The organism is Atopobium sp. oral taxon 416 (assembly GCF_018128285.1).
Classification (GTDB): Bacteria; Actinomycetota; Coriobacteriia; order Coriobacteriales; family Atopobiaceae; genus Olsenella_L.
This window is the reverse complement of the sequence record NZ_CP072380.1, coordinates 378,967-405,344: the sequence shown is the minus strand read 5'-3', so window position 1 is coordinate 405,344 and position 26,378 is coordinate 378,967. Positions and strand designations below refer to the sequence as shown.

At 55.8% G+C, this 26,378-nt stretch carries 29 protein-coding genes; 4 read left to right on the top strand and 25 right to left on the bottom strand.

Annotation, left to right across the window (positions count from 1 at the left end):
• Window positions 1–28: 28 nt before the first annotated feature.
• Genes fusA through rpsL form a run of 3 tightly spaced genes read right to left on the bottom strand, consistent with a single transcriptional unit; the run spans window position 29 to window position 3,049 of the window.
• Window positions 29–2,131: an elongation factor G gene (gene fusA, locus J4859_RS02110; RefSeq protein WP_212332383.1), complete on the bottom strand. Its 2,103-nt coding sequence runs from the start codon at window positions 2,129–2,131 to the stop codon at window positions 29–31.
• A gap of 29 nt (window positions 2,132–2,160) precedes the next feature.
• The gene (gene rpsG / locus J4859_RS02105) at window positions 2,161–2,631 is read right to left on the bottom strand and encodes a 30S ribosomal protein S7 (protein WP_212332381.1); all 471 of its coding nucleotides are present in this window, start codon (window positions 2,629–2,631) and stop codon (window positions 2,161–2,163) included.
• 43 nt (window positions 2,632–2,674) lie between these two features.
• Window positions 2,675–3,049: a 30S ribosomal protein S12 gene (gene rpsL / locus J4859_RS02100; protein WP_212332378.1), complete on the bottom strand. Its 375-nt coding sequence runs from the start codon at window positions 3,047–3,049 to the stop codon at window positions 2,675–2,677.
• A gap of 182 nt (window positions 3,050–3,231) precedes the next feature.
• Between rpsL and J4859_RS02095 the strand changes: the two genes are divergently transcribed.
• Window positions 3,232–4,374 carry an acyltransferase family protein gene (locus J4859_RS02095; protein ID WP_212332376.1) on the top strand — a complete coding sequence of 381 codons (1,143 nt, stop codon included), beginning with the start codon at window positions 3,232–3,234 and terminating at the stop codon, window positions 4,372–4,374.
• Here J4859_RS02095 and J4859_RS02090 read toward each other — a convergent pair.
• Window positions 4,371–4,532 carry a winged helix-turn-helix transcriptional regulator gene (locus tag J4859_RS02090; protein ID WP_256436803.1) on the bottom strand — a complete coding sequence of 54 codons (162 nt, stop codon included), beginning with the start codon at window positions 4,530–4,532 and terminating at the stop codon, window positions 4,371–4,373. The two genes, J4859_RS02095 and J4859_RS02090, sit on opposite strands and share 4 nt — an antisense overlap.
• A gap of 167 nt (window positions 4,533–4,699) precedes the next feature.
• On the opposite strand from J4859_RS02090, the gene J4859_RS02085 reads away from it, so the two are divergent.
• Window positions 4,700–5,104, top strand: coding sequence for a hypothetical protein (locus J4859_RS02085; protein WP_212332374.1), 405 nt, complete (start codon window positions 4,700–4,702; stop codon window positions 5,102–5,104).
• A gap of 292 nt (window positions 5,105–5,396) precedes the next feature.
• Here the strand turns inward: J4859_RS02085 and J4859_RS02080 are convergent, their stop codons facing one another.
• Together J4859_RS02080 and J4859_RS02075 are read right to left on the bottom strand one after the other, a co-directional pair.
• Entirely contained in the window at window positions 5,397–5,711 is a 315-nt protein-coding gene (locus J4859_RS02080; RefSeq protein ID WP_212332372.1) for an integrase core domain-containing protein, read from the bottom strand.
• A gap of 228 nt (window positions 5,712–5,939) precedes the next feature.
• On the bottom strand, window positions 5,940–6,200 hold the full coding sequence (locus J4859_RS02075) for a hypothetical protein (RefSeq protein ID WP_212332370.1): 261 nt from the start codon (window positions 6,198–6,200) through the stop codon (window positions 5,940–5,942).
• 304 nt (window positions 6,201–6,504) lie between these two features.
• Between J4859_RS02075 and J4859_RS02070 the strand changes: the two genes are divergently transcribed.
• The gene (locus J4859_RS02070; protein ID WP_371812147.1) at window positions 6,505–6,873 is read left to right on the top strand and encodes a transposase; all 369 of its coding nucleotides are present in this window, start codon (window positions 6,505–6,507) and stop codon (window positions 6,871–6,873) included.
• 418 nt (window positions 6,874–7,291) lie between these two features.
• Here J4859_RS02070 and J4859_RS02065 read toward each other — a convergent pair whose 3' ends face one another.
• The 10 genes from J4859_RS02065 to J4859_RS02020 form a co-directional block, all read right to left on the bottom strand.
• Window positions 7,292–8,056, bottom strand: a complete 765-nt coding sequence (locus tag J4859_RS02065) for a GntR family transcriptional regulator (protein ID WP_212332366.1) — start codon at window positions 8,054–8,056, stop codon at window positions 7,292–7,294.
• Window positions 8,057–8,914: 858 nt separating this feature from the next.
• Window positions 8,915–9,529 (bottom strand): AAA family ATPase, encoded by a 615-nt coding sequence (locus J4859_RS02060; protein ID WP_212332364.1) that lies wholly within the window; start codon window positions 9,527–9,529, stop codon window positions 8,915–8,917.
• Window positions 9,530–9,571: 42 nt separating this feature from the next.
• On the bottom strand, window positions 9,572–9,973 hold the full coding sequence (locus J4859_RS02055; RefSeq protein WP_212332362.1) for a hypothetical protein: 402 nt from the start codon (window positions 9,971–9,973) through the stop codon (window positions 9,572–9,574).
• Between the two features lie 60 nt (window positions 9,974–10,033).
• Window positions 10,034–11,341, bottom strand: a complete 1,308-nt coding sequence (locus tag J4859_RS02050; protein ID WP_212332360.1) for a PTS ascorbate transporter subunit IIC — start codon at window positions 11,339–11,341, stop codon at window positions 10,034–10,036.
• A gap of 64 nt (window positions 11,342–11,405) precedes the next feature.
• Entirely contained in the window at window positions 11,406–11,705 is a 300-nt protein-coding gene (locus J4859_RS02045; RefSeq protein WP_212332359.1) for a PTS sugar transporter subunit IIB, read from the bottom strand.
• A 52-nt stretch (window positions 11,706–11,757) separates the two neighbouring features.
• Window positions 11,758–12,228 carry a PTS sugar transporter subunit IIA gene (locus tag J4859_RS02040; RefSeq protein WP_212332357.1) on the bottom strand — a complete coding sequence of 157 codons (471 nt, stop codon included), beginning with the start codon at window positions 12,226–12,228 and terminating at the stop codon, window positions 11,758–11,760.
• 48 nt (window positions 12,229–12,276) lie between these two features.
• Entirely contained in the window at window positions 12,277–13,197 is a 921-nt protein-coding gene (locus tag J4859_RS02035) for a carbohydrate kinase family protein (RefSeq protein ID WP_212332355.1), read from the bottom strand.
• 45 nt (window positions 13,198–13,242) lie between these two features.
• On the bottom strand, window positions 13,243–14,085 hold the full coding sequence (locus J4859_RS02030) for a class II fructose-bisphosphate aldolase (RefSeq protein WP_212332353.1): 843 nt from the start codon (window positions 14,083–14,085) through the stop codon (window positions 13,243–13,245).
• Window positions 14,086–14,543: 458 nt separating this feature from the next.
• Window positions 14,544–15,212: a hypothetical protein gene (locus J4859_RS02025; RefSeq protein WP_212332351.1), complete on the bottom strand. Its 669-nt coding sequence runs from the start codon at window positions 15,210–15,212 to the stop codon at window positions 14,544–14,546.
• Window positions 15,199–15,696 (bottom strand): hypothetical protein, encoded by a 498-nt coding sequence (locus J4859_RS02020; RefSeq protein ID WP_212332349.1) that lies wholly within the window; start codon window positions 15,694–15,696, stop codon window positions 15,199–15,201. Before J4859_RS02020 ends, J4859_RS02025 begins: the two co-directional genes overlap by 14 nt.
• Window positions 15,697–16,163: 467 nt before the next feature.
• Here J4859_RS02020 and J4859_RS16660 point away from each other — a divergent pair, with 467 nt between their 5' ends.
• Window positions 16,164–16,292: a hypothetical protein gene (locus tag J4859_RS16660; RefSeq protein ID WP_256436802.1), complete on the top strand. Its 129-nt coding sequence runs from the start codon at window positions 16,164–16,166 to the stop codon at window positions 16,290–16,292.
• Window positions 16,293–16,311: 19 nt separating this feature from the next.
• Here the strand turns inward: J4859_RS16660 and J4859_RS02015 are convergent, their stop codons facing one another.
• From J4859_RS02015 to J4859_RS01975, 9 genes are all read right to left on the bottom strand, one after another.
• Window positions 16,312–17,694 (bottom strand): acetyl-CoA carboxylase biotin carboxylase subunit family protein, encoded by a 1,383-nt coding sequence (locus J4859_RS02015; RefSeq protein ID WP_212332347.1) that lies wholly within the window; start codon window positions 17,692–17,694, stop codon window positions 16,312–16,314.
• Between the two features lie 19 nt (window positions 17,695–17,713).
• Entirely contained in the window at window positions 17,714–18,457 is a 744-nt protein-coding gene (locus J4859_RS02010; protein ID WP_212332340.1) for a DapH/DapD/GlmU-related protein, read from the bottom strand.
• A 113-nt stretch (window positions 18,458–18,570) separates the two neighbouring features.
• Complete coding sequence (locus J4859_RS02005; protein ID WP_212332339.1) at window positions 18,571–19,689, bottom strand: DegT/DnrJ/EryC1/StrS aminotransferase family protein; 1,119 nt, start codon at window positions 19,687–19,689, stop codon at window positions 18,571–18,573.
• Between the two features lie 31 nt (window positions 19,690–19,720).
• Complete coding sequence (locus tag J4859_RS02000; RefSeq protein ID WP_212332338.1) at window positions 19,721–20,728, bottom strand: glycosyltransferase; 1,008 nt, start codon at window positions 20,726–20,728, stop codon at window positions 19,721–19,723.
• 53 nt (window positions 20,729–20,781) lie between these two features.
• The gene (locus J4859_RS01995; protein WP_212332337.1) at window positions 20,782–22,266 is read right to left on the bottom strand and encodes a flippase; all 1,485 of its coding nucleotides are present in this window, start codon (window positions 22,264–22,266) and stop codon (window positions 20,782–20,784) included.
• A gap of 39 nt (window positions 22,267–22,305) precedes the next feature.
• On the bottom strand, window positions 22,306–22,938 hold the full coding sequence (locus J4859_RS01990; protein ID WP_212332336.1) for a VanZ family protein: 633 nt from the start codon (window positions 22,936–22,938) through the stop codon (window positions 22,306–22,308).
• Entirely contained in the window at window positions 22,922–24,220 is a 1,299-nt protein-coding gene (locus tag J4859_RS01985; protein WP_212332335.1) for a hypothetical protein, read from the bottom strand. Before J4859_RS01985 ends, J4859_RS01990 begins: the two co-directional genes overlap by 17 nt.
• Window positions 24,221–24,303: 83 nt before the next feature.
• Window positions 24,304–25,611 carry a hypothetical protein gene (locus J4859_RS01980; protein ID WP_212332334.1) on the bottom strand — a complete coding sequence of 436 codons (1,308 nt, stop codon included), beginning with the start codon at window positions 25,609–25,611 and terminating at the stop codon, window positions 24,304–24,306.
• Window positions 25,612–25,614: 3 nt separating this feature from the next.
• Window positions 25,615–26,319 (bottom strand): WbqC family protein, encoded by a 705-nt coding sequence (locus J4859_RS01975; RefSeq protein WP_212332332.1) that lies wholly within the window; start codon window positions 26,317–26,319, stop codon window positions 25,615–25,617.
• Window positions 26,320–26,378 lie beyond the last annotated feature (59 nt).

The window sequence follows — 26,378 nt, the reverse complement described above, 5'->3', positions numbered from 1 at the left end:
CATTTTAGAGCATAGACGCACGAGTCTATTACTCGGTCTTTCCTGCATTCTTCGCTACGATTTCATCCTTGATGTTCTTCGGAACCGGCTCGTAGCTATCAAACTGCATCGTATAGCTCGCACGGCCCTGCGTCTCAGAACGAAGGTCTGTCGCGTAGCCAAACATCTCAGCCAAGGGCACCTTCGCACGGATGACCTTGGTGTTGCTGCGGTCTTCCATGCCCTCAATCTTACCGCGACGGCTGGAAAGGTTGCCCATCACATCGCCCATGTACTGCTCAGGGGTCTCGACATCGACGCGCTCGATCGGCTCAAGCAGCACCGGATCGGACTCTTCGAGGGCCTTCTTGATCGCCATGGAACCGGCGATCTTGAATGCCGCCTCAGAGGAGTCGACCTCATGGTAGGAGCCATCGACGAGCGTGACCTTGATGTCCTCAACCGGGTAGCCGGCGATAACTCCGGACTGCAGCGCCTCCTGAATACCCTTATCAACAGAGGGGATGTACTCCTTAGGGATGGATCCACCGACGGTTGCGTCGACGAACTCATAGCCTTTGCCCTCCTCGTTGGGCTCCATATCGATGATTGCGTCACCGTACTGGCCACGGCCGCCGGACTGACGGACGAACTTGCCCTGGGCATGCTTGACGGCGTGTCCTGCGGTCTCACGGTAGGCGACCTGCGGCTTACCGACGTTGCAGTCGACGTGGAACTCACGGCGCAGACGGTCGATGATGATCTCGAGGTGCAGCTCACCCATACCGGCAATGATGGTCTGGCCGGTCTCCTGATCGGTGTGGACCTGGAAGGTCGGGTCCTCCTCAGCCAGCTTCTCAAGGCCGACAGCCATCTTCTCCTGCTCAGCCTTGGATTTCGGCTCAACGGCGACGTCGATAACCGGCTTCGCGAAGGTGATGGACTCAAGCAGGATCGGGTGCTTCTCGTCGGCGAGGGTATTGCCGGTTGCGGTGTTCTTGAGGCCGACGCAGGCAACGATATCGCCTGCGGAGCACTCGTCACGGTCGACGCGGTCGTTTGCATTCATCTCAAGGATGCGGCCCAAGCGCTCACGGGTGTCCTTGTTAACGTTGTAGACGTAGGAGCCAGCCTCAGCCTGTCCGGAGTAGACGCGGATGTAAGTCAGCTTGCCGACGTAGGGGTCGGTCATGATCTTGAAGGCCAGTGCCGAGAACGGCTCAGAGAAGTCAGCCTTACGGTAGATCTTCTCGCCGGTTCTCGGGTCGGTGCCTTCAGTCTTACCGATATCGAGCGGGCTCGGCAGGTAGTCGACGACAGCATCGAGCAGCTCTTGGATGCCCTTGTTCTTGTAGGCAGAGCCGACGAAGACGAGGTTGAGCTCGTTTTTCAGGACGCCCTTACGAAGCGCAGCCTTGAGCTGCGGTACCGGGACTTCCTGGTCTTCGAGGACCTTCTCCATCAGGTCGTCGTCGTAGTTGGTAGCAGCCTCAAGGAGCTCCTCGCGCTTCTCGTTAGCTGTGTCCTTGAACTCGTCAGGGATCTCGTCCATAACCTCGGGGTAAATCATGCCCTTGTCGTCTTCCTTGAAGTCCCACGCCTTCATGGTGACAAGGTCGATGAGGCCCCAGAAGTTCGCCTCGCAGCCCATCGGGATCTGAGCGGCGACAGCGTTGGCACCCAGGCGGTCCTTCATGGTGTCGATAGCGTGGAAGAAGTCAGCGCCGACACGGTCGTACTTGTTGATGAAAGCGATTAGCGGTACGTGGTAGGTCTCAGCCTGGCGCCACACCGTCTCGGACTGCGGCTGTACACCAGCGACGGCGTCGAAGACAGCGACTGCACCGTCGAGAACACGCAGGGAGCGCTCGACCTCAGCGGTGAAGTCAACGTGGCCCGGGGTATCGATGATCTGAATGATGTGATCTTTCCAGAAGCAGGTGGTTGCAGCGGAGGTGATAGTCACGCCACGCTCTTGCTCCTGCGGCATCCAGTCCATCGTGGCTGCACCGTCATGGACCTCGCCGATCTTGTGGGTCTTGCCAGTGTAGTACAGGATACGCTCGGTCGTCGTAGTCTTGCCTGCATCGATGTGGGCAATGATACCGATGTTACGTAGGTCTTCGAGTTTATACTTAACCTTTTTTGCCATAATCTATCTTTTAGCTCCTTGACTCTCAACTAGTAGCGATAGTGAGAGAACGCACGGTTTGCCTCTGCCATTCTGAAGAGGTCCTCACGGCGTTTGACGGAAGCGCCCACACCATTAGAAGCGTCGACGATCTCGTTTGCGAGACGCTCTGCCATGGTCTTCTCTTTACGGGCGCGTGAGAAGTTCACCATCCAACGGATCGCGAGGGTGGTTGCACGGCGGGAGTTGACCTCCATAGGCACCTGATAGGTTGCGCCGCCGACACGGCGAGGCTTGACCTCGAGGGTCGGGCGAATGTTGTCCATCGCCTTCTTGAACACGGTCAAAGCGTCCTGACCGGTCTTGTCGGCAACGATATCGAACGCACCATAGACGATGCGCTCTGCGGTTGCCTTCTTGCCTTCAAGAAGAACTTTGTTGATCAACTGAGTCACGAAGCGATTATTGTATTTCGCATCTGGCTGAACCTCGCGGTGGTTAGCTGCTGCACGACGCGGCATGGTATATCTCCTTCAATCGATTTTCAGATAGCCCGGGTACGTTCTAGTCCTTCGGGCGCTTAGCACCATAGCGGGAACGTGCCTTCATACGGTTCTGCACTGCCGCGCAGTCATAGACACCGCGGATGATCTTGTAACGGACACCTGGGAGGTCACGGACACGTCCACCACGGACGAGGACGATCGAGTGCTCCTGCAGGTTGTGGCCCTCACCCGGAATGTAGGCGGTTACTTCGATGCCGTTGACAAGGCGGACACGGGCAACCTTACGAAGCGCAGAATTCGGCTTCTTCGGGGTCGTGGTGAACACACGGGTGCACACACCACGCTTCTGAGGATTGTGCTGCAATGCAGCGTTTTTCGACTTACTCTTAACGCTCGCGCGACCTTGGCGAACAAGCTGATTAATAGTAGGCAAAGTTGTTCTCCTTCTTGAACCTAAGATTGTCATCACGCTTATGATAGAGGCGATACAGCACGACATCGCCCAGAATAGGCGCAAGCAGATACTTTACGATCCTCGGCCGCTGTTGTCAAAATACCACGCACCCAGGCGTATCCATCCTACATGGACCCACCACAACTTGAGGAAGTCATTTCATGGCCCAGCGTTCCACCCGTCAATATTCTATAGAGCTGCTCCGCGCGGTTGCGATCACCGCTATCGCAATCTTCCATACCTTCCTGCCCTATAACGAGACGGCAGAGGCACTCTCACATATCTATAACGGAGGGGCACTCACCGCACTGGGCTGGATCGGGTTTCTCGGAGCCGCAGGCAACCACGTCTTTTTCCTGATCTCAGGATACTTCCTGATTCCCCGCTGTGCACAGGCCCTCACGCATCCCTCATGGGCAGCCTTCAGAGTGCAGTGCGCCAAAAGCTTTGGCCGCGCCCTCAGGCTCTTAGCAATCCTGCTCTTCTATGCCCTGATCCTGCTTGCGATCAGCACCTGGATCGTCCCGCTTCCCGAAATCTCAGCAGCTTCGCTCTCCTGGCTCGGCATGAACCTGGAATTTATCTGGCTCTATATCGTGTTCATAGCGATCACGCCGATCGTAGCGCTCCTGTGGCAGGCCGCTCCAAAGCATCGCAGCATGATTGTTCTCATGCTCTTCGTGCTTACCTATCTGATCAACGGCTACATCGCCTTCGTCTCACCGGATGATGCGGCGCGCTCACTCCTCTCCTGGAAGAAACTGATGAGCGGCTGGACCTACTGTATGACCTATGTCGGAGGAGCCGCACTTTCTGACTGGACTAGAAAACGTCCGCTTTCACGCCGCAAATGCCGAACAGCCCTGATCGTTGTAGCAGCATTCAGCATTGTGGTATGTGGTATCTACGCTGTCAGCAACAGTATTGACGTGCTCATCGCACTCTCCTACAAATCGACCTCGCTGATCTCATTTCTGCTCGCACTCACAGCTTTCTGCTTCGCACGGACCTATACAAACCAGCCGAAACAATCTGTTGGAACCACTATCATTCTGAAGACCGCACAGTCAACCTTAGCGTTCTATATCATTCAGTCACTCAGCTGGACCAGTTGGCAAGCCTTCATCGGGGCTGTCTTGGCCAGTATCCTAGCCTCAGCTCCGGCCTCCTGGGGCAGCTTCTTCGGGATCGGCATCCTCTTCTCAGCCGCCTTTATCGCAGTGGCAACCCTCTTCGATCAGCTGATCCGTATTCCGCTCTTTAACCTCATTCGCAAACACACACGCTCATCACAGAGGCGCTAAAGCTGGTACTCCTCTCCCCAATCGCACATTACATCCAAGATCTGTGTGAGCGGCTTCCCGCGCTCTGTGAGACTGTATTCCACCTTCGGAGGAGTCTGCGGGTACTCTTCGCGATGCACCAGCTGGTCCTTTTCCAAAGCTTTGAGATTCGCATTCAATATCTTTCTAACAGTCTAGCCACAACAATCCGGATTCTTAGGTTACCGAATACAGCATGCCCAGCCGCATCGAGGGAGGAGTGCCCCATCTACCAGGTATTCCTCCCTCTTTCTGTCTCGGTTTCCTGCCTTTCCGCCGCTGTGGTATAGGTATGCTGTAAGGCTCCATGGGTAGGTATTCCGTGCCGGCAAAGATCCGCGCGATGAAGCCGAAGGGCACGATGGTCAAGGCGATATCGGGCCACTACTACGTCTGCGAGTACCGAAGCGTGCGAGAGGGCGGAAGGCGCAGGACAAAGATGGGCCGCTGCATCGGCAGGATCACGGAGGCGGAGGGCTACCTCAGCAATGCGGGGACTAAGGTCGCAAACAGCGAGCTTGCCTGCGTCGAGTCCGGCCAGTATGCAGTCGCGATGGACTGCTTACAGGGGACCCTTACCCTGCTCAAGAAGCATTTCGCGCGTGCGGACGCCGACAGGATATATGCCTGCGCCCTCATCCACTTCGTCGAAGGCTTCCAGCGCATGGGGGCGCTCGCGAGGCTCTACGAGATGAGCGTGCTCTCGCTTTAGGATGCCCAGGCTGAAGATGGGATACGATGCGCTATCGGGCCTCTACGGGGACCTCGGCAGGAGGCAGGGGCCGCTCATCTCCTTCGAGCAGGCCCTCGTCGAGCCGTGCTCGGGGGAGGTGGCCACAGACGGCCACGTGATAGGCTCGCGCTCTGAGCCCTGTCAATATAATGGACAGAGAAATCTCAGATTCTATGCGGTCTGCATCACCTTTGGATCGTATGCAAGGCCTCTCTCGAAGTGCTCGAAGAACTCCTGCATCACCTCTGCGGGTACGCGATCTCCTATGGACTTATGCGGGCAGAAGCGGTTGTAGTACGACTCGATTAAACTCGTGTGCCTTGTGCTTGGTCGTGGATGCATCTAAGAGGCGCTTAAGGTAGTACCATTCGTTCTTGAGCGTGGCGAAGAAGGATTCGGCTACAGCATTGTCGTGACAGCTTCCGGTTCTCCCCACGGAGAGCCTCACGTCGGGTACGGCTGCCCAGGCGGTCAGCTCTGAGCTCGTGTACTGGCTGCCACGGTCACTGTGGAATATGGCCCCTTTGGCCACGTATCCGCGCGAATATGCCATCTTCAGGGCAAAGACGACAAGCCCTGCCCTCATGTTGTCCTGTATGCTTCAGCCCACCACCATGTGTGTGCACAGATCGTGCGCGACGGCGAGATATATAAAGCCTGCCGTGGTCCTGCGATAGGTTGTGTCGCCCACGAGCTTGGCTGTCGGCACAAGACACGAAAAGCCGCGCCGGGTGAGGTCGGGGCGCTCGGGGGTATCAGGTGCGGGCAGCGTCGTTCTCTTCGATGCATTGGATCAGATGCCGCCTATCCCAGTTCAGCCATGCACCTGCGCACGCGGTAGCGGGTCGTGCCTGTAAATTTTGCGTAACTTCGGATCTCCTGTGAGCTTGGTCCATACCTTGCGAAAGCTAAAGCGCCTGTCGCTCTTCTCCCATATAGCGCAGATGGCTTCCTTGAGGGGACCCCATAGGTCCTCACCGCCTCCGGCCTTGAGCCATCTGTAGAAGCCGGACCTGCTCACCTCCAGTACGCGTGCCATCATCGAGACGCTGTAGGTTGCCCTCTTCTCCAGCATGAGCTAAAACCTGTCCTTCGTCAGAGGCTTCCGGCGAAGAAGGCTGCCGCTTTTTTAGGAACTTATTCTCGCTCTCGAGCTCGTGTATGCGCCTGTTCACTGCGTCGAGCTGCTTGTGCTCGTCGGTCCTTACCTGGGTCAGCCTTTTGGTCTTTGAGTGCTTGATGATCCAGTCGTTTAAGGTCTTGTCGTTGGCCTCAAGCTTCGCGGCGCACTCCCTGATGCTCTTCTTCGGGTTGGCCTTACGTGCCTTGCTGTAGTAGTCGATAGCCTCGAGGCAATACTTCTTCAGTGTAGTGTTTGGGTGTTTCCGGCTTCGTGCGGGACTTTGCCTTCTCTATCTCGCTTGCGCTTAGCGACATCTCATCTCTTCAATCTGCTGGTGTTGGTAGGTGGGTATCTGGACAGAGCATATCTGTTGCCAGTCCCTGAATCCCACTGTCCACCAAAAGATTACAGCTCAGCCCTCCCGCCGGCGATGCGCAGGTGCACCAGGACGTCGAACTACCTCGAGAGGCTCAACGCAGAGGTGAAGCGCCAGGAGAAGGTCATCGGCGTGTTCCCGAGCAAGGGCTCGCTAATAAGGCTCGTCGGGACCTACCTCATCGAGGAGAACGACAGGTGGGCTGCCAAGAGCAAACAGTACTGGCTGCCGGCGGTCGAGGAGCTATGAGAGGAGGAAAGAGGATCTCGAGGAGATAGCCCGCACGCAGCGGCGGATGAGGCTCGCTTCGTGACGGCTCGCAGGAGCGTTTACTTATGAGGCAATTTACACACGATTTCGGACTTGACTCAACGATTGCATCCATCCGCTCCAGGAATGTCTCTCGCCGGGTCTTTCTCCTCAGACCTTAGGATTTAAGGTCTTAAACGCTCATCTGGCTGTCCATATCTGCCTTTTGGATATGCTGGATGTAGCTATACCATATCCAGAAGACAGATAGGTATCTATGTGGGTATGGGAACTGCACGGTTCGAAACATTTTGAGCCAGCGACATACAGCGTGTGACCCCAGCGACCTCATCGAGCTGAATTAACCATCGTTTCTCTAGTTGTCAGATACCTACCTACAGAGCTATGGCATGTCGCTTTACTTAACTAGAGACATTTCAAGATAGTACAGGTCCGAGCGATACTTCCACACACCGTACTCACGAGGAATGCCATTAGCATCAAAGGAGACACGTGTAACAACAAGAAGAGGAAAGCCGGGTTCTACATGCAGAATTACTGCCGTCTCCTCGTCGGCCCCCGTGGACCTCATTATCTGGGTAGCTCGAGTCCAAGATACATGAAGCACGTTCTTGTAATACGCACGAAGCGACTCCTTTGAGAAGTCGTGCTCAGGTGCATTAGGGACATAGCCTGCCTCCAAGCAAACGGTCTCGCGATAGTATGGCGTTTCCCCCTTGCATCTAACTCGATCAAGGCGAAAGAGCGGCGTATCAAGAGGAAGATTGAGGGCCCCTGAGGCTTTGGAGTCCGCAAGAACCACGCCAGAACTCAATATGTGCTTCTCAACTTTCCCGACTGCATTGGTAGGCTGGTCATCTATCAATTTAAGAGCAGAAGAGGCCCAGTTAAGGGCTGTCTTGGGGCGAGTTGCAACAACAACCGATCCAACTCCACGCCTGCGCTCAATAAGGCCATCTTCCACCAGCATCTGCATGGCCTTACGAGCCGTTTCTCGGCTAATTCCAAACTGCTCTACGAGCTTTGTCTCTGACGGGACAAAGTCGCCAACCGCCAGAGAACCCCCCGTTATCTCCTGGAAGAGTATGTCATACAGCTGGTAGTACAGCTGCTCATGAGAAGTTGGATCGAGGGACCTTGTCTCAGTTATTGCTATTCCCATGATGCATGCTCGCTTACATTTTCGACTTATGGAATACAAATGCTTTTGTACACTACAGCTGTATTATCAAACTTCCAGTTGGTTAACCATGTACCAATCAATACTCAGATATCTTTAATTTACAAGCATAATATACAAGTATAAGTCCAGTAGACGATATGTCCATCAGCATCCGGTCCCGATGCCATCCCACCCCCTTGCACCGGAGATATGGTTGGGACCGGCGAGGCGGAAGGTGTCGGATGGGCAGGTTCGGCGCCGCCGGCCATGGCAACTCCGCGGCGATAGATGTGCATGCTAGATTGATAGCTATCGCGGCTCTTGGCACGAAGGCCGGCGAGACAGCCCTGGGAAGGCTCTCCGGCAGTCCTGGAGCATCGGATGCAGCGGAATGGGCAGCGCCGGGGACTTCGGAGCAAACCCTACACGCCCTGCGAACAGGAGCCGTCCAAGCGGGAATCTCAGGCCTGCATGGAGCAAGCAGCACGATACATGGCTCGGTGGGAGCGCCGCCTCGCTATATGGGACGGACGCAACGCCGCTCTCCGGAAGTGCGCCGGCGGCCGCGTGCCATGGGCTACATAGCTCGGCGACCAGGCACTCGCCTCCGGATCCGGAACAAGATGGAAGCCCCATGCGACCCCGCTCTCCTGCCTCACGGACGTGGGCCCCGAGAGCGCATTTCTCGCTGTATCCGCAAATGCGGAGATGGCGACACGGAGTCCGCGAGAGCAGAAAGGCTGCATGCCACGGCTGCAGACATGCCCTGGCCCCAGATCCGGACCAACCATCCGGATCTGGGACGCCATTGCCGATTGGCAGGCTGATGGGCATATAAAACGCATGGGGCATATCAGTCTATGCATACTTCTCTGCAAGCGCCTCAACTTGATCAACCACGGCCGCCTCGTCAACCGAGGCGATATCAGTTGCGTCCACTTCAACCAAATCCCCTAGCACAAATGAACTGTAGCCTTTTTCTATGCAACGGCGTTCCAGCAGCTCGCGCGTTACCAGCGCATCTGCCTTTGTTCTATCCGCAAGGTAATCGCCCTTACGGTAATGGTTCATAAGATGCCCCAGGTGTCTCTCCTGAGACAGGTCGCGCTTTAGCGACCTCTTGTAAATCTCGTCCAAGCCCCCCACAAAACGCACCGTGATGGCGTGGTAACCATACTTAGCAACGAGCTTGGCCAACGTCGGCCTTTGCTTATCGGAGAAGGGATAGTCGCTAACAAGGCTCTCCCCCTGTGGCATACATTCTTCGAGCTTCTTGTAGTAACGCTCCCATACCACTTTTTCCAGCTTGGCCTTCTCCTCTGCCGTATCAAAGCCAAACTCATCCCAAACCTGCTCCTTAATATCATCGGGAGCAATCACAGGCAGTTCGGGATGCCTTCCAAGCAGCTCCTTACAGAACGTCGACTTACCCGTTGCCGGATAACCCGCGAGAAGAATCAGCATCTTTCTCATTCAATGCCCATCCTCATTTTCATACTGATGTCTAATTACGTGTTACTTGCCACGCAACAAGTCCTTCGAACTCTGCATGAGGCTCTGCAACTTGTCAAGGTAGAGCTTTGCACCTTCCTCGTCTCCCTGCTCCGCTGCAATCCTGCGCTTGCGGTTGTAAAGTGCTGTGAGAGAACGGTACGGAACACCCATGCGCCTTCCGGCCTTGATACATCCTTCGAACGCCTCGATAGCAGCATCGTCCTCACCTGCAGACATGAGAGCCTCGCCACGACGTTCAAGCAAGTTGCACTTCTCTACTCCGCCTACATTCTCTATTTGAGAAATCAAGTCATCCGCCTGGCGAACTAACTCGTCGTGATCAGGCTTGGATTCAGCCTCGGTGGCGGGCTCCTCGGGCTTGAACTCCTTGCTCTTCCTGCGGGAAAAAATCATTTCACTCAAACCTCCAAAACGGGAAGAGGGAGCTGGCCATGAATTGCGACCAGCCCCCTACAGATAAAACTAGGCAAAGAGCCCAACGAGGCACTTGATGCCGTAAAGCAGGAAACCAGTGGACACGGTGTCCACGTCGGTACAGGTGAGATTGACAAAACCAATCTGCGCGAGCATCGGGGTGAGAAGGGCGGGCATGAGCATGATGAAGATACCATGCACGATGCAGCCGATGACCAGACCACGGCGACCACCGGCAGCGTTGCCGAAGATGCCTGCAGTGCCACCAGCGAAGAAGTTCGACATGACGCCGGGGATTACGAAATAGCCAGTAACCGGAGAGATGAGCATGCCGATGATGGAGCCGATGGTAGTAAAGATAAAGCCGAGGATGACACTGTTCGGAGCATAGGGGAATAGCACGGGACAGTCCAGAGCGGGCTTGGCACCAGGGACGAGCTTCATCGAGATGCCCTGGAAGGCAGGCACGATGTTATCGAGGAGCTGCCGGACGCCCATCATCAGGATATAGAGGCCAATAACGAAGGTACAACACTCGAGGAATGCCTGGACGATGAAGTTAAGACTGGTCGAAAGGCCAAGATCAGCCGCTACGCTTGTGCAGGCCTCAGGACCGGCAATTGCTGCAGCGATGATATAGAACGGCAGCATGATGGTAAAGACAGCGAGGTACGTATCATTCAGGAAGTCCAGCTTCTCGGGAATCTTCACGTCCTCGGCGGAGTGGCTCGAATCGCCAAAGAGCTTTGCGACGCCAGCAGTAACCATGTAGCCAATGGTGCAGAAGTGGCCAAGGGCAATGTCATCACTACCTGTGATCTTACGAACCACCGGCTGAGCGATTGCCGGCATAAAGGTTGCGAAGCAGCCGCCAACGAGAGAGGCGAGGAGAATCAGGGGCAGACCACGCAGACCAAGGAACCATGTAAAGACAACCGCGAGCGTAGACTCCCAGAGCAGGGCCTGTCCGGTTAGGAAGATGTACTTGAACCTGGTGAACCTAGCAATAATCAGGTTCACAATGAAGATACCGAGCAGAACGATCGAAATCTCGGAACCCAGGCCAAGATTGGTCATAGCCTGGCCGTTAATGCCCTCAATCGAAGCAACTACTGCCCCTCCGCTTGCACCAATCTGGAACGCAGAATTGAACACGTTGCCAAAGTACTGCAGCGAACCCTGAAGTACACTGGAGCCGGCAGACAGGATCATGAAGCCGAAGAGCGTCTTCATCGTACCCGCGAATACCTCGTTGGCAGGCTTCTTCTGAAGCACAAGACCAAGGAAGGCGATGAGGGCGATGATGATTGACGCCTGAGTCAAAATGTTGCTAACAATCCAATTCAGGACAGCCATTTCATCCTCTTTCTTCTAGTAAAATGAGAGCTTGCAATCAAAAAACGAAGACCTTCTGGCTACACTACTTGAGCTCCCTCATCTCCTTAAGGATCGGAGTGAGCTTCTCAGTAATCTCGACCTTGTCGACCAGACGATCAAGGAAAACCACAGGCTTATGAAGGTTCTTCTTTTCCATGAGCTTCTGGTAGTTCTTACCAGAGACAACAACATCTGCGTCATCGATGATTGCAGAAATTGTCGAAGTATCGGTGTGACTAACCTTCGCGTTTACGCCAAGGGCCTGCATCGCCTGCTCGATTGCCATCTGGCAGGCAAAGCTGCTACCAAGGCCAGCGCCACACACTGCCACGATTCTTACCATGATGTACCTCCCTTCGTATCTAATCGATCTCTATTAGCAAGGTCAGCCCCGCTCAGTTGCTAGATTCAGACTCGTCCATGAGCAGATTAAAGATTTCTTCTTGAGTAGAGCAGGACTTGAGCTGCTCTACCTTTGACTCGTCCATACAGAGATTGGCAAGGACGCGAATCGCGTCAACGTGTGATGTGAAGTCCTGTGCCGCAAGTGCAAACAGCAAAGTCACGTCACTGTCAGACCCTTCAAACCGGATGGGATTGCGAAGGAGTGTCAGACCCATTTGGGTCTTAATTGCCCCTTCCTCGGGACGCGCATGAATCAGTGCAATGTCATCAGTCAGGACAATGTATGGGCCCACGCTCTCGATGTCAGCAATAACATTCTCTGCATAACGCGGCTCGGCATACCCTCCGTCTACGAGGGGCTTTAGGCTCGCCCTCACGGCATCTTCCCAAGTATCCACAGAGTCCATAATCTGGATATTCTGGAGCCTAACCATGTCCTTCATGTCAAACTTATCCGACATGAATCTCGTCCTTTCAGTCTTTTCTCATAAGTCCTGGTAGAGATGGAATTAGCGAAGCCCTGCGATAGCAATACCGTGCGCTTCAAGGGCGTCAAGCACTTCGTCAAGCTCGGGAATCGAACGCTGACTACCCATCTTCGCGGCGGAGATGGAAGCCGTCATCGATCCCAGAGTCAGGCAATCGGCAAAACTCAGTCCGCGTGAAAGCCCGTATGCAAACGCCCCGTGGAAGATGTCGCCTGCGCCAGTAGAATCGACAGCGTTTGCCGGGAACGCCGGCATCCGAACAAGCTCGTTGTCCTCGAGGTAGACAAGCCCCTCAGGACCAAGCGTCACCGCTACCTTGCATCCTGGATTGATCTCCCCCAGGGCATGCAGAACCTCTACAATCCCCTCGTCGTCTTGAGGGAGCGACTTACCTGTGTACTGCTCGACAAATGCCCTGGAGCTGACAATGTAATCTGATACACACGCGGTCTGCATCGTGGACTCACAGCAAGTCCCCGCGTCAACCACTACCGCTACCTGAGGGAACCGCTTCGTAAATGCAATGGTTGCCTCTGGCTCGTGTCCATCGCAGAGAATAACGTCTGGCGCTTCCTCTGGGAACCGAACGTTTGCCTCGATTGACTGGGACGGGAAGTTAAAAATGGTGCGGGTTCCCGTCTTACCATTAGCAACGATGAAGCTGAACGAAGTCGACACTCCTGGCGCATCAAGCAGATAGTCGAGATTGACGCCGCAGCTACGCACCTGATTCTTAATTATCGTACCGCAAGCATCCTCGCCGATGCGAGCAACCAGATAGGAAGACGCACCCCACTTGCCACAAACACATGCGCCATTGAGAGCTGGAGCACCTGGGCACTCAGTGTGCGTCGTAAGGCGGTATTTTTGGTCAGGGACGATGTCTTCATCTACCCGCGCAGTAATGTCATACGCAGCTTGGCCGACGCAGAAAATGCTCATGTTTCCATCCCCAAAGTTTCCGTTCTCCGCTTGCACCAGCACCAACTAGATATTCTTAAACAGGCTGATCTTATACTCGACAACCTTGGTGATCGCCTCAAGGGCAGGAATGACATTATTCCTGTTTGAGGTGTTCTCCTTGTTGGTGTCATAGAGCTCCTTGGACTTCCTGTTCCACTGCACCAGGAGCTCAGTGCCAACATTGAACTTACGGATGCCAAGATCAATCACGTGATGAATGTCCTCGTCTGAAACGCCAGTTCCGCCGTGAATGACCAGCGGACGCTTGGCCACCTCATAGATCGACTTTAGAACTTCAAAGTTGATGTGAGTTTTGGACTTGTACTGACCGTGATTCGTACCAATAGCAACTGCAAGAGCATCGATATCAGTCTTGTCAATGAATTCGACTGCCTGGGACGGCTCGGTGAGGCGAACAGCGTCCGAGTCTACAACGACGCCATCCTCGGTCCCACCAACCGTACCAAGCTCAGCCTCAACCGAAGCACCAGCAGCGTGGGCGTACTCAACAACACGCTTAGTGCCAAGGACATTTTCCTTGAAGGGAAGCGCGGATCCGTCATACATAACAGAGCCAAAGCCAGCATCCACAGCCTCGCGAATGTTGTCCCATTTCTTGGCGTGATCGAGGTGAAGGTCGACATCGACCCCATACTCATCTGCGAGAGACTTGCACACCGCAACGAGAGTCTTCATTCCAACATACATGGCGGTTCCCTCGGAAGTTTGGATGATGACAGGGGTCTTTTGGTTGTTTGCAGCCTTAACAATCGCCTGAACCATCTCAAGGTTATGCGTGTTAAAAGCACCAATTGCCATATTCAGCTCTGACGCTTCGGCAAGAACATTCTTTAGTGTGGTGTACATGTCCTTCCGTTCCATCCACTCATCATCGCATGTTTATTGATACGATTACTGATTGTTCGGTTGTCCGTACAATTACCGCTTAGGTACATTTCTACACTCATTGAGCTTGCGTTTCAAGCGGATTTTTGGGCTACCGCTACCCTTTGGATCGCTTTTCTGTAAACGGTAGTAAATCGTTGTTGTTCGGCATGAAAGTGCTTGCTCTGCACCATAGAAATAAGCAGACGTTGCCCATCTGCAACTGATGATGTTCTTCTAGATTCCGGAAAGACGCGTGGGAGCAAAGCGTCGTCCAACGTGAGGCATCCGCACAATCCAAACCCTATTTCGCTTCCACTCCACTCTCCTGCGCTATTTGGCCCTACGGAAAGGAAGCTGCAATCCCATTGCAGTGAGAAACAGCCCCTGGGGGCCTCTCCGAGCTTTAGGGTTTCGACAATGCATTGTCTGCGGATTCCCTAGGTCTGCGAACCGATAATGATGAGGGTCGTCTTGTCTTCGTCTGCGGCAACAAGGCATGAAAGTTCGGATCCTTCTGTCATCGTGAGCGCCACGCCGTCATGCACCTTGCTTGTAGAAGGCGTCACGGCCGTGAGCGAAGCAGGCGTCACCGTGAGCAAACTCATTTCCGTAGAGACATTCGTGAAGTTTGCCATAGCATCTTTTCCTTCACTGTCGAGGATCTGATAGCCCTCGGCAGCGACTTCAGATGATCCGATATCGGTCTGCGAACCAGAAAAGGTAGTCTTGGCACTACGGACATCGGAGAGTCCTTCTGCGACCGCTTCAGTTGCTGTAAGTGGTCCTCCGCTCTTCGTAAGCGTCGGTACTACGATGACCACAAGCGACGAATTCTTCTCCACTGTCAGCGTGCCCAGGCTCTCGGAAAGCATGTAGTTCTTCTCCTTTGCTGTGCCGTTCCAATCTACAGAATAGGTGTTGGTGCTCGACCCGACATCGGTCTGAAATCCTGTTGTAGCAACCGTCACAGACTCGCCGCCGGCGAAGCCTTCAAGCGTAGTACCTGCCATAAGAGGCGTGCCATCATAGGGCTTCGTGGCAGATTCGGCCGTCACGGCAGCGGCCGCCAGCGTCACTTCGAGCGTGCCGACCTTACCGTCTATCACGCCATAGTCTCATAGTCGGTGGAGCGTCCCATTCCGTAATCGACGATACGGGCGCTAGGCCGACATCGGTGATGAATCCTGTCGCCTTGGCAGAGAGGCCATCGACTGCAGGCAGGTCGAACTCGAATTGTGCCGTATCGCTCGTGAGCAGTGTTTCGTCGTAGACCTTCGTAGCGGAGTCGGTCACTACGTAGAGATGCAGGTAGCCACTAGTATGCGTACCAGCAAAACGTCCGTTTACAAAGCAGGCGCAAGCGTAGTCAACAGCATCAGAGTGAAGCAATAGCCACTCGTTCGTCCCAAGGGGACGCATCGAACGTTCGCCGATACCACAAATGCTCATCCGGCTGGTGCTGACGTCCCACACCCGAGAGCGTCGCCTCGGGCGAGAAGGGTCTGCGGATACATTGCGGAAACGTGCAAGCACGAGCGCCCTGCACTCCGGTGTGGCGCCGCCGGGCTGGGCGCAAAGGCGCACTTCCACCAGCCGTCAGCCCCCTATGGCTCACAGGCAAACTGGAAATGCAGATGCCCGTCGGACGCGTGGATGACGGCACCATCGGTTTTGGAAGCCTTCTCGTCTCCCGTACGGAACTCTTTCACCCCAAGGCATCCAAAGAGAAAGCGACTCCCGCCACTCGTGCGTGCGGAGCCTACCCATAAGCGTGCGTCGAATGTCCATCGCCCCTGTCCAAGGTTGGCTACGCACTCATATATCTGTGTCAAGTTTAGCAGCAATGCAGTTGGCTCACTTGACAGCCCGCGAATCGCACGGGAGAAGGTGCAGCTAGCGTAGTGAGTAGTCCAGCTTGCCACTTTTCGAGGGTTCAGCACCACTCCACGCCAAGCGGCACCGAAGCCCATACAGACTCCAGCACCGTGGCAGCGCACTTGATATCTGTGCATCTTACAAGAAGAGCTTCCGCACGAGGTCGCGGAAGTACGCATGATTTGGAGCGCCGCGCAAATCAGATATGGCCGCCCCAGGACGGCGAACACTGGCTCTCGACAGAGTTTGAGCACATCAGCGCCCTCAATCCGGGAGAGGGCCGCCATGGCAGATGGCAGACCCGCCTGTGACTGGCAAGCGTAGGATAATCTACCAAGACTCCAGGGACCTCTCGTAGGTCGCGGACACACGCCCAAGATCGGTGAAGCGAACGAACATGTTGTGCCCGTCATCATCGACAATCCTCAACTCACGGTTGATGAACCGCACCATCTCGCAAAGCCCGTCACAGTCCACCGAGTGGAAAGTGACCTTCCCCACAAGCTGGTGCTGTTTCACCGCGTCACCGGGATGGATGAGCAGCTCCACGGAGACGGACTCCTCCTGGCGGGTCAAGGGCCCCGCCCAGTTGGCAACTGTCTCTACACCCACTATCTGAGAGACGACCCCTGCCCGTTCCGCAAACAGTAAGTAGGCGCTCGCACAGTCCCTGAACGCATGCTCCTGCGACTGGGGGAGCTGGTCGGCAGTATGCCTCACCCCGAGCTGGCACTCCACCATCCACCTCACGGCATCGAAGCCTGTCATGGTAACCATCTTATCGAACACCATGTCCGCACTGAGGCGATGACCCATCTCGAGGACGCTGTACCTGCCCTCATTATCACGGATGGTCTGTATCCAGGCAAGGCCGTCATGACAGCCAGCCTCCTTGAGCATGCGGGTCACGGCGGGGTTGATGTCACGCACGTATTCCTCCACATGTTCCGCGACGGTCGTGCCAAGGATGTACAGGTTGGTGGGATAACCAGGCTGTTTGAATCCCGTACGCACACACAGCAGTGATGCCTCGCCGTCGGCTAAGGCGTAGACGTTGCAGTACTCCACGCCGCTCACGTACTCCTCGACGAGCACGCGCGGATTGTCCGAGACCTCTCTCACCAGCTGCCATGCCTCGAGGAGCTCCGTCCTGTCATGGCAGAAACTCACGCCTTGGTTGCCACAGCCGTCCACGGGCTTGACCACAACGGGGAAGCGTAGCGACGCGTCGGGTGCCTCCGGAGAACCGGCGTGCAGAGCGATAATATCACCCTCGTCGAGCCTGAACTCGCCCGCAACAGGCACGCCCGTCACACGGCACAGCTCTTTAAACCTCGCCTTATTGCGGGCATACTCCCAAGCGTTTCGGTCAAAGTAGCAAGGCAGACCCAGCCTCTCGCACAGGTCGAGCACGCGATCGAGATTGAACTCACTTACGCCCGCGAACACGGCATCAACGCCCTCTTTGCGGCATCGCAGCTCAAGCTCGTCCACCGCCCCCGTGCTGATCATCCACTGCTCATCCGCCCCCCGTTTGGCTAGTGAGAGTTCGGGTGGCAGGTAGTCGGTCACGATGACATGGCAACCCAGGGCCTGTGCCGTACGGACGATATCAAGGCTTCCCAAAGATGTGCCTAGCATCAGCAGTTTCTTCAACGTACATCCTTCCTGGATCGGAACTGAGAACCTCCCCGTCAGCCCCGGACTCGTCACCTATCAAATTAGCAAGCACCTATGCGCCGCGGAGTTCCTCGGCCATGCGGCTATCACAGTATGCCACAAAGTCCTCGAACGTTTCAAAGGGGCGGGTGGGCGCGACGATGTTGAAGCGCCTTTCGCTCAGGGGACGCGAACCCTCGACAAGATCCATCACCGCATCGAACTCGGGCGTGGCGACGACCTCCCCCCTATCGCAAAAGAGCCAGAAAAACTCCCTGAACTCCTCCTTGCGGGCGGGGCGACCGTACCTCAAGACGTATCCGCGGTATTGGTAGTAGGCCTCGTCAACCTGTCGCGCACGATACCTCTCAGCGTACTCCTCGATGGTGCAGATGGGCTCGCAGGGCGATCCCGCCGCGACGCACCCCGAGGCTATGTCATGGTTGACCAAAGACCCCGCGCCAATAACCACGTTGTCGCCAATGTGGGTCCCCTTCAGGATGGTAGTGTTCATGCCGATGAAGACATTACTGCCTATGGAGACCTCAGCACAGGATCCTAAGACGTCGCCGTACATTCCCTTGATCACCGACCAGCTGTAGTCGTGGGTGAGGATGGTCACGTTGCTGGTGATTTGGACATTGTCCCCGATGGAAATCATGTAAGGCCTCGTGAGGTCGACAAGCACACTGCCGGGAGAGAAGAATTCGGTCCCCCTCCCCACCCGTATACCCTTGTCCCTTAGGAAGTCGCAGTACGCATCGGAGCTGCGCCTCTCACGAAGGACGACACGCTTTGCAAGCTCGGTCAAGAACATGGTCGTGCTCCGTTCAAATCGTCTGTGGACCCTCGGCGTGCACAATAGACACGCATCCAGGGGTAAGCCATTCCCCTTCAGGGGACACTGACACCTATTCAATTGTGGACGGATTAGTAGCACATCCTGCGGAGACCGCAGATGATGTCACAGATTCTATCCACTTCTTTAAGCCTGATGTCAGCATAGAGCGGCAGGGTGAGCACTCGCTTACTCACGTGGAGGGCGACGGGGGTGAGATTGGAGTTAAAGCGACCGTGGTAACAGTCATACGAACTCGTGATGGGATAGAAATACTTGCGCGCCATGACCCCGTTACGCTGGAGTTCGTCGAAAATCTCGTTCCTGCTTGCACCAAAAGCCCGTTCGTCCACGACGATGGGGAAGTAGGCATAGTTGGGCGTGACACCCTCCTGGACGGGGTTCAGCTGGATGCCCCCTACGTCAGCCAAGTGACTTCGGTAGCGCTCCACGATCACGCCCCTCTTGGCTATTTCGTCATCGATGTGCCTCAGGTTGCAGATGCCCATAGCCGCGCAGAACTCGTTCATCTTTGCGTTGGCCCCGACGCCATCCACTCTCTCTGGTCCGCGAATGCCGAAATTCTTGAGACGGTAGAGTTCCAGACCAAAGTCCTCGTCATCGTAGCAGGCGGCACCGCCCTCTATGGTATTGAACACTTTAGTTGCGTGAAAGCTGAAACAGGAGACGTCACCAAAGCTGCCGATGCCCTTCCCCCCGTAGCGGACCCCAAAGGCGTGTGCAGCATCATAGATGACCTTCAGGCCGTACTTGCGCGCGATACGCTGAATCTCCTCCACGTCGCAGACGTTCCCATACACATGAACGGGCATAATCGCACTCGTTTGGTCAGTGATGAGGTCCTCAATCCTTGCCGTGTCAATCGTGAAGTCTGTAGGATCGATGTCGCAGAAGACGGGGGTTAGGTTGTTCCGGACAATCGCGTGTGTAGTCGAGGCAAAGGTGAACGGGGTCGTGATGACCTCGCCGGAGAGCTTCAAGGCCTGCAGCGCTAACTCCAGTGACATATGCCCGTTCGTGAGCAGGTCGATGTGCGACACGCTCAGGTAGTCTCGCAAGAGTCCTCGCAGCCGCTCGTGCTTCTCGCCCATGTTCGTCAGCCACCGCGAGTCCCAGATGTCGTGTATCTCCTCGACGTACTCGTCGAGCGTGGGTATAGAGGGGCGCGTGACCAACGTCTTGTTGTCCATATGACATCGTACTTCCAAATCGTCCTTGTCGCTATCTTACGATCTCGTGTGGGGGTTCCTCGGCGGAATGGTCCTGGAGTCGACCGTGGCGCAAACGGCCGAGGAAGCGGTAGCGCAGCCTCCGGAGGCTGCCGAGCTCGCTGTTGAGATCCTTGTACTTTCCATTAGAGATCGCACGGTAGTTGTGCGTCGCGAGGTCGTACAGAAACTTGCGCCTAAGGACGGCCCGCTGTATCGCAGTGGCAAATCTTCCATGACTATAGGCATCAAACGCCTCAAGGCCCTGTATATATCCGAGCTGCACCCTCTCGCAGAACGAGCCGCCCTTCCCCAGGCTCGTCATGAACCCGCCGCTATCTACAGTGTAGCACGACATGTCCCTATCGATGTACCAGGCGGACCCCTTCGTCAGGCAGAACAGGAACAGCGGCTGGTCGCCCACTTGGTAGTATTTGCTGGGAAACTCGCTAGCGGAGATTTCCTCGTACTCCACCATCGTCTCGCGCCGAGACATGAAGCTACTGAGCTGGAACATCCACTTGTCCTCGAACAGTTCGTGGTGGAGATACTCCTCGGGCGTGATAGCGCCGGCGTCTACCCTGATGGGCGGGAAGTGCTGCGGAAGCCGGTCGCCCCTGATATTAACTCCCTGGGTGTTGTGTACGCAGAACGAGCACTCCGGATGGGTCCTGAGAGCATCGACCTGCAGCTGGAGCTTGAGGGAGTCGGACCAAAAGTCGTCAGTTTCGCAGTAGGCGATGTAGCTCCCCCGTGCCTCGGCGAGCATCTTGCCCAGGAAGTTCCGGCCCTGCCCGTACTGGTTCTCCTCCTCCAACATGGGACGCACTATCTGGGGATATCTACGCTGGAACTCCCTGATGATATCCTGCGAGCCGTCCGTCGACGCGTCATCGTGGACGAGCAACTCGTACGCGAAGTCCGTCTTCTGCGACACGAGACTCTCCAGCGCGCGTCGCAGTGACCTTGCGTGGTTGTAGCAAACGCAAAGGACTGTGACCACCACCTCGCCGTACTCCATTCTTCCCTCACTTCTCCTTTTCCCCGCAACGCACGTAGATTCCAAGCCCTCCGTCATGCGGGCCTCTTCTTCTTTCTGACCAGGTCCATAATCATGAGGAGAACCTCGTTCTTGGTTACCAGGCAGAAGGCGAAGTAGGTGATGACGGCCAGAACCACGTCCACGAAAAGCCCGACAAAGACATTGTGCACAAGGAAGTTTGCGACGAGCATGGGCACGGCCATGGCGACGCATGCCAAGAACGTGCCTATCATGAACGGCCAGTCCAGGCTCACCTTGAGAATCCTTCTCGAGTAGTGCAGCAGAATGGCGTTTACCAGGAGCTCGGTGACAACGGAGGCGAGGGCAGCCCCGTTCTGCGCGAATCGGAGTATCAGCACCATGTTTAGCGCCACGTTGACCGCCGCCGCTAGGAAGTATGCAGCGAGGAGTCTGTTTTCCTGGCCGGAGCTGATAATAACCTGGTATGACACAATATCCCCAAGTCCCTTGATGAGGACCAGAGGCGCCAGCAGCTGTATCGTGAGTGCAGCAGGCCTGAAGGGCTCTCCGAACATGACCACCACCAAATCGTTGGCAACAAGCACGGTTCCAACGGTCAGCGGCAGGGCAAAGAAGAGCACAATCCGGAAGCCCATAGAGACGAGCCTGTCAAAGCGCTCCTTGTCCGTCTCGTACAGATAACTAATCCTGGGCAGGAAAACCTCGGATATGGCCGTAGCGAGCGTCAGTACCAACCCGATGACCTTCTGTGCGTTGTTGTACCAGCCGACCACGTTGGAGCTCTGGGAGGCGCCCAGCATGAGCACGTCGATGTTGTTGTAAAGCTGGGCACCGGCAGCGCAGGCCACCAGGACGAAGATGGGACGCAGATGCTGCCTGAGCTGTAACCCATGGAACGTGAATGTGACATATCTGCGAGCACGCACGATGTTGAAGACGTAGTTTCCGCAAATCGCGAGCGATGAGATAAGGGCGCTCGTCACGTAGTCACTCTGGCTGCGCACGAAGAGGAGGATTGCCACGACAGAGAGTCCTTTGATCAGGATGCTCCTGACGGCGATGTAGACATACTCCTCCTTGCCTTGGTAGAACCAGTCAACATTGATGTAGTTAAAGACGATGGGCAGACCGCAAGCCACATAGAGTGGGACGTCACTGGAGAAGTACGTGACCACCAGATACGCGTAGAGCAGGAGGGCAACACTTGTCGAGCAGAAGTTGATGACCAGCACCTCGCTGAACAGCTTGTCCGTAGCCTCCCGGCTGTTCCTCCGCTTGGCGACCTCCCTCACGCCATACGTCGGGATTCCCAAGGCGCCCAGCAGCACCATGTACGAGACGATGTTCTGCGCATACGAGATTTTGCCGACGCCCGCAGGCAGTAGCACGCGGGCGAGGTACACGGCCGAGATAAGCGGAAAGACCACGTTGAGCACCTTGTACAGAACGTTGAACGCTGCGTTGGTGGCCAGCGATATCTTTGGTGAGAGCTGTTCCTCTTTCACGCGCTCCTCCGTCTTCCTGTCCGACGACAAGCCTCTTCGCGTCTGCTCTCCGCGGCTGCCACAACCACGCTAACGGCCCTCTCTCCGCCTGGAGACGAGATAGTAAGCGCCCGCACCCACAAGCCCGCCTGCCGTGTTGTACGCGAGGTCGGAGAGCTGGAAGGTTCCCAGGTGGAACAGCAACTGGGAACACTCAATGAAGAGGGAGAGGAGCGCCGAGGCCTGGACCGACTTCATGAATGCAGAGGCGCGGGCCTCTGTGCCGGCGACACTCCCCCTCCTGCACAACACGTCGGAGAGCAGCAGACCAAACGGCACGAACAGGATGAAGTTCTCGACCGCCTCGGCCGTGAACTTGCCGTCTCTGTCGTACAGCCCCCAACCACCTAAGACGTCGGAGAGCGGGTCGAACCAGATATCGCGTGAATACAGTGTCTTGAAGAGCACCAGCACGACGAACAGCACAAGGAGGAACTCTATCCTGAAGAGCTTCGACGTCCGGAACGCCTCGATCCACGTCCTCGCCCCACGTGATGCGGACTCATGCAGGGACCACCCGTGCTCGTGGGTATAGATGAAGAAGAACATGACGAAAACCGTGAGTGTCAACGCAAACAGGAATGGCTGGTAGATTGATGTGAGGACGTCTCCGATAATATAGGCGACCATATACCAGACGCCGCCACTAAACGCTGGAACCATGCGTAGCATCTCCCGTCTTTCTGTATTTGTCCAAGATGAATGGCACAGCAAGGAACATATATACCAGATAGCCCGACTCCACGGTCAGGGAGCTGTTGTAGACCGAGAGCAATATCGCCATCAGCGCAATGACGCTGGTACAATTGACCGCTGTTCTCAAGCCCGAGTCCCTGTATCGCCTGAGTCGGCTCACGACGAGAACGAGGACAAAGAACGCCTCGAAACACACAAGGCCAACGAGCCCTGTCTCGAGGTACACGTATGCATCCGAGAACCACGCATAATGTAGCCAGCTGAAGTAATGGTAGAAAGAGCTCGTTAGCATCGCGAAGTTCGAGGAATAGCTGCAGTTGCCAAGACCAAAGCCAAAGAGGAACCTCATCGGGTCTCCCGAGAAAAACATCGACGTGATACGCGACAGTGCATTCATGCGACTGAGGTCACCTGTGCCTGTGTAGCCTGCGTCTCCCATGTAGGCCGCCAGCGCGTCACTTGTGAAGAAGTCGATGCCCGAGCCACTGAAGAAGAACTGCATGATATACAGACCGACGATAATGCCCGCCAGCATAACAAGGGCAAGGGTCAGCGAACGCACGGTCAGGCTTTCGCTGAGGGTCGCCACGAACACGACAATCATCAGTTCAAGGAAGTATACCTTGAGTTCCGCGACGGCCATCATATAGAAGGATAGGGCAAGCACTAATGAGAGCTTGAAGATGGACGTCCTTCCTGCCAGATACTCCGTAACATAGATGGTCGTCGTGATGACGAGCAGGATGTTGAGATAACCGTTACCCCCCTGCTGCACGCCAAAGGAGCCGCCGATGTAGTCCCCGGAGTAACCCATGGCGTATTCGAGCATGCAGAGGGGCACGTTCAGGAAGAAGAGGACCTTGAGGAAGTCAGATATACGCAGGACATCCCGAGCGCCCCAAAGTGCCACGCAGCAGGTGAAGAACACATAGAACCGGAACGTATTCCTGAGGCCCCACAGATACAGCACCGCAGAACCACCAACCGTGAGGGCTCTTAGCAGCGTAAGGAACAGGAACACCAGTACGAGTGCAAAAGCAGAACGATAGTACCTCCCGTTGTTGTCGTACTTCTTCCGCACGAGGATAGCGACGAAGAGGAACACATTGATGACGTCGAAAAGATAAGTAATCATCGCTGGGGCGCCGAGGATATCACGCAGGAACCCAAAGGTTGCCAGCAGGCACGCCTCACCCCAGATCAGGGTCCCGCTCTTCCTCCCAATCCAGACATCCCTCAGACGGCGCATGGTCAGCCACCGACCCGCACCCTCCATCCTCCTGGGTGATGATCGTAGCTCGACACCAGCGCTGTGCATACCATCCGCCATGGCTAGCGCTGGTGTAAGGGTACGTGTCCGGCACGCTGGTGACGCTCGCCGTATATGAAGCCGACAATCTGCACGTCTGCGAGCCGCAGGCGCCTCAGCGTCTCGGCAACGTCGGCCTTCCTCGTCTTTCCCGCACAGACCGAGAGAAAGACCTTGCCGAACAAGTCCGCCAAGACCAAGGCGCTGTCATCTGAGAGAGCGGAGGGGACGACCGCAACGACATAGTCGTAGCTCTTTTCGAACCCCCTAAGCAGCAACGCCATGCGCTCATCCTGGACGCGCCTTCCAAAGCCGTCAATCGGCCTTCCCGACGCAAGGAAGTCAATCCCCTGTCCTACCTCCTGCACGACTTCGGAGGCCTGGCCATGCTTGAGGAGAAGATCCGTCAGCCCGCCGAACCGTCTCGCCCCCAGCGCCTTGCTGCAGGCATCGCTACTGACATCACAGTCGATGAGGAGAACCCGCGCGCCCCTCGCAGCAAACGACGTCGCAAGCGCGATGGCATTCGATGCGGCCAAACCCTTGCCGTCAACGTCCATCACTCCAATCGTGCGTGAGGCATGGCGCGGCAGCAGGGGCAAGAGCTCGCCAACGTCGACGACGGAGGGTATCCCAAAGCGCTCCTTCAACTCCTCCTTGCTCCCGACGTTCTTGTTCTTGCCGTCCTTACCCACGACAACGAGAGCCGCCACTACAAACCCAACGAGGGAGCCGGCCACCGTGTTGAGCAGGAGGGAGGGCGAGCTCTGCGTAGTACTCACCCTTGGCGACTCCACTACCGCCATTGAGCTCTCCTTGATGATACCCGAGATGTAGTCTGGTGCGATATCGATAAGGGACACCGCAATGTCATAGGCATCCTGGGGGGAATCGGCTGTCACGGTCACGGTCACGAGGGGAGTCTTCTGCTCGACTTTGGTGGCGACAAGCGTGCCATCGAGTATCCGAGAATCATAGCCGTCCAGGCCCGCGCCCTTGACGGCCCTCGAGACCATCTCACTACTCTCGAAGATGAAGGCGTATGTGTTTGCCAGGGCGCTCGAGGCGTCGACGTCACCACTGCTCAGGTAGTTAGTGGTGGGAGACTCCGTGGCCACCTGCTGGTTGGCAGGACGGTTGGTGATATACACCGTGAAGGAAGACTGGTAGTGCGGGGTAATCTGCCTCGTCGTGTACGCGAAGGTGAGCATCCCCAAGGTGGCAGCCGCTAGCAGGCACACGAGCAGATGCTTGCCCACGACCCTGAAGGCGTCACCCAACCGGATGCCGTTGTCCTCGTCATAGGAGACGTCAATGTACCGTTCGCCCATGAGCTAGTTGCGCTCCGTGATGATCCTGCAGCTTGCAAGCATATCCTGTGACTCTTTCTGGGAGGTGTTCATGATGACGTCGATAATGGAGAGGCGAGGCACAAACTCCTGGGCTTGCTGCCGATAGGCGACGGGGATGCATTCCAGAAAGCCGAGGGCCAGGCCATGCTCTCTGAAGCTGTCAAAAGTGTAGAGTTCCCGCCCCCCGATGGCGTTGTAGTAGGTGTCAGCCCCCAGCTGCCTGCAGTAATCGAAGATCCTACCCTCCTTGCGCAAGGTAGGATCCTGCGGATAGTCAGACGTCTTCACCAATCGCGTAGTGATGCCGAGGTAGGTACAGACAACCGAGATGGTATGAAATAGGAAATCCGCCAGGTTAAGGGTGTCACAGGTCAAGGCATCGCGCATGACGTCCAGGCCCGTCTCGAGGTTGGGGGCCTTGCGATAGTACTCGCGCAGGATACCAAGCCTCTCCCCCACGTCAAGAGGCTTAATCATGTGGTCACAGATATACCTGTTCTGAGACATGTGGCTTATGGTGACGTTGAAGTAGCATATGTTGCCCTGGCGCAGAATCCTGTTCCGGTGTATCCAGCCTCCCCTGATAAAGTTGTAGTTGTCTGCGGACGCAAAGACATCGACCACGTTTATCAGCTGCCAGTAACCAAGGTACGGCATGAAGTATGGCTGATGTATTCCGGCAATCAAGATATCCCCCTCAGTGGTGCAGCGGGCCAACGGTGCAAGGCCAACCAGATTATTCTAAT